The sequence below is a fragment of the Nocardioides sp. genome, assembly GCF_016462705.1.
Lineage (GTDB): Bacteria > Actinomycetota > Actinomycetes > Propionibacteriales > Nocardioidaceae > Nocardioides.
The window spans coordinates 14671-17811 of sequence record NZ_JAEMSS010000083.1; the positions used below are offsets into that span (position 1 = coordinate 14671).

Consider the following 3141-nt stretch of genomic DNA (forward strand, 5'->3'; position numbering starts at 1 on the left):
CATCGACCAGGTGCAGGCGAGCGCCACGGACAGCCAGGGCCGGGTGCGTTTCATCCGCCTGCTGTCGCGGGTGGCGATGCTCGCCATCCTGGCCGCGACCGGGGCGGCGGTGGTGCTGGCCACGGCCGACGCGGTCCAGCTCGACGACCTCGACTCGTTCCAGCTGCTGCCGCTCATCGAGACAGTGATCAACGACGTCGTCTACGCCGGCATCGCGGTCTTCTTCCTCTACTCCTTCCCGGAACGGCTGCGCCGCGGCCAGCTGCTCAACCTGCTGTTCCAGCTGAGGTCCACGGCGCACATCATCGACATGCACCAGCTGAGCAAGGACCCCGAGCAGCTGCGGCCGACGTACATCCCGACGAAGGTGAGCAGGCCGCTCGACCTCACCCGGGACGAGATGGAGCGCTACCTCGACTACTGCTCGGAGCTGCTGAGCCTGGTCGGCAAGGCGGCAGCCCTGTGCGCCGAGGAGTCCCGCGACGACGTGGTGCTGGACACCGTCTCTCGGATCGAGACACTCACGGTCGGGCTGTCGCGCAAGATCTGGCAGAAGATCAGCAACCTGCCCCCGCCGGGGGAGGCCATGCCCCCGGCCGGTCGCTCACCCAAGCCGATCGAGTATCCCGAGCTGCGTCCGCCAGGCGGCTGACCCGGGATCGATCACCACGAAGTGGTCACCGTCGACCTCGACGAGCTCGGCGCCGCCGCCGGCGGCGAGCGCGGCGTCCACGTAGTCCTGCGACTGACGGATCGGGACGATGCCGTCGTCGACGCCGTGCACACAGAAGACCGGTACGCCGAGGGGCACCTGCTGGAGCGGGTCGACGTCCTCGTCGGCGGGGCCGGCGCGGTGGCCGAGCAGCGCCTCCACGGCGCCGCCGCCCAGCCCCAGCTCGGTGGCGCCGACCAGGTCGAGGACGCCGGCCTGCGAGATCGCCGCCGTCACCGGCACCCGCGACGGCCACCCGTCGTACCTGCCACGCCCGGCCGCCCACACCGCGAGGTGGCCGCCGGCCGAGTGGCCGAGGGTGACGACGGTCGTGAGGTCGAGACCCAGGTCGGCGAGCTTGTCGATGCCCGCTGAGACGTCGTCGAAGGTCTGGGGACGTCCGCCACCGTTCCCGACCCGGCGGTACTCGAGGTTCCACGCCGCCCAGCCCTGCTCGGCGAGGGACGCGGCCAGCGGACGCCCCAGGTCCAGGTCGTACGCCGCCTTCCAGAAGCCCCCGTGGATCACCACGACCACGCCCCGCGGCGTTGCCGTCGGCAGGGTCAGCTCGCCGAACTGGCTCGGGTCGTCGCCGTAGGCGACCCGGCTCTCGCGGGAGGTGGAGGCGGGCACGGAGTCATCCTCCCCGCAGGCGGCGACGAGGGCACCGCCGAGCGGTGCGGCGAGCAGGGCACGACGGCGCAGGCGCATGCCCGGCGTTCGGAGCCACGGCCGCTCCGGACCGGTCAGCGGGCGAGCATGTGCACCGTCCAGGTCACCCGCTCGGCGGGGACGGTCGGGCCGTAGGCGACCCCACCCACGCACAGCTCACCGGTGGTCAGCGTGTGCGTCCCCGACTGGAGGAAGTCCTGGGTGACGATCTGGACCGCCCCGGCGTCCGCGCTGGCCGGGACGTTGGTGAGCGTGGCTGTCTTGGGCGCGCCGTCGAGGTAGATCCCGACCTGGCCCTGGGCGCCGCCGGCGCAGTCGACGCCGAGCTCGCCGGCGAAGAACTCGATCGCCAGCTTGGAGTTGCGCGGCAGCGTGAACTGGAACGAGTTGAGGCCCGGTCCCTGCGCCGTGACCGGCGGGGTCCCCGCACCGACGTTGCTGAAGATGATGTCCGCGTCCTGCGGCACGACGCTGTCGTTGATGTCGGCTCGGGTGATCGTGTCGTCCTTGATGTCCGCGCCCAGCAGCGTCCCGTCCTGGATGTCCGTGGTGGTGACCGAGCTGTCGCCGATCTCCAGCGAGGACACGGCGTTGGTCCCGATGTCGTCGGAGTTGACGGTGCCGGACTTGATGTCGATCGACTTGACCGAGTTGTTCTTGAGCTTGACGGAGGTGACCGCGTTGTTGGCCAGCTTCTTGGTCGTCACGGAGCCGTTGGCGATCCGCTCGGCGGCGTACGCGGATCCGGTGGACAGCGCGACGACCAGAGCGAGGTAGGCGACGGCGTTCTGGCGGAGGTGTCGAAGGGGCATGGCTCGAATCTGCCACACGACGGCCCAGCCGGAACGAGCCAAGGGCCGTCATTCCCTCGGCTTGTATTCGATCAGATGTTCGGTTATAGTCGTAGCACGATGACTCTCATGGCCGACCAGCTCCCCGACTCAGCACCGCTGGGGCGGGACCTGCTGACCCGGGTGCGGGAGCGCCGCCGGGCCGCGGACGCGGCGGAGGTGGAGGTTCTCGAGCTGGCCCTGGAGTTCGCGCACGCGCACCCGGGACTGCCGGGGCAGGAGTCCTGGGAGCCGGTCGAGGCGCCGTCGTGGCTGGAGGACACCACCGACCAGCTCCCCGAGGAGGACCGGGAGTGGATCGGCCTGCCCGCGGTCCGCTGGGACGCCCCGGCGGCGTTCGCGGCCGCCAACGACATGACCACCACCGCAGGCCGGGCGGTGATCCGTGACGTACTCGTCCTGGCGCACCGGACCCCCCGGTTCTGGGAGCAGGTCCGGGCCGGCAAGGTCGCCGCTTGGCGGGCCCGCACCGTGGCCCAGGCCCTGCTCGGTCAGCCCGCCGACGTGTGCCGCTACGTCGACCAGCAGGTCACCGAGCGGGTCGCCGAGTCCGGCACGATCGGCCCGGTCGTCCTCGAGCGGCTCGTCGACCAAGCGATGCTCCGGTTGCACGCCGAGCAGCGCGAGCTCGAGCAGTTCCTCGCACTCGACGCCCGGCACGTGACGATCGACGCCGCCTCGATCAACTACACCGGGATCGGTGCCATGGATGCCAAGGCGGACTGGGCGGACCTGGCCCCGTTCGACGAGACGCTGTCCGCGGTGGCCGAGGTCCTGTCCCACCTGCCCGAGCACGAGCACGACTCCCTCGACGTCCGCCGCTCGATCGCGCTCGGGATCCTGGCCGACCCCGCCCGCGCCCAGGCCCTCCTGGCCGGCGACCTCGACGCCACCCCGACCCGGACC

4 protein-coding genes are annotated in these 3141 nt (G+C 71.3%); 2 read left to right on the plus strand and 2 right to left on the minus strand.

Annotated features, from left to right (window positions below; genetic code table 11):
- The coding region (locus JHD21_RS11920) for a hypothetical protein (RefSeq protein WP_292675298.1) at positions 1 to 652 on the plus strand (652 nt) is incomplete at its 5' end.
- Here the strand turns inward: JHD21_RS11920 and JHD21_RS11925 are convergent.
- Positions 605 to 1345, minus strand: a complete 741-nt coding sequence (locus JHD21_RS11925) for an alpha/beta hydrolase (protein ID WP_292675300.1) — start codon at positions 1343 to 1345, stop codon at positions 605 to 607. The genes JHD21_RS11920 and JHD21_RS11925 overlap by 48 nt on opposite strands.
- A 113-nt stretch (positions 1346 to 1458) precedes the next feature.
- Positions 1459 to 2196 carry a hypothetical protein gene (locus JHD21_RS11930; RefSeq protein WP_292675303.1) on the minus strand — a complete coding sequence of 246 codons (738 nt, stop codon included), beginning with the start codon at positions 2194 to 2196 and terminating at the stop codon, positions 1459 to 1461.
- Between the two features lie 108 nt (positions 2197 to 2304).
- On the opposite strand from JHD21_RS11930, the gene JHD21_RS11935 reads away from it, so the two are divergent.
- Positions 2305 to 3141, plus strand: an 837-nt coding sequence (locus JHD21_RS11935; RefSeq protein ID WP_292675307.1) for a hypothetical protein, incomplete at its 3' end; no start/stop codon positions are given.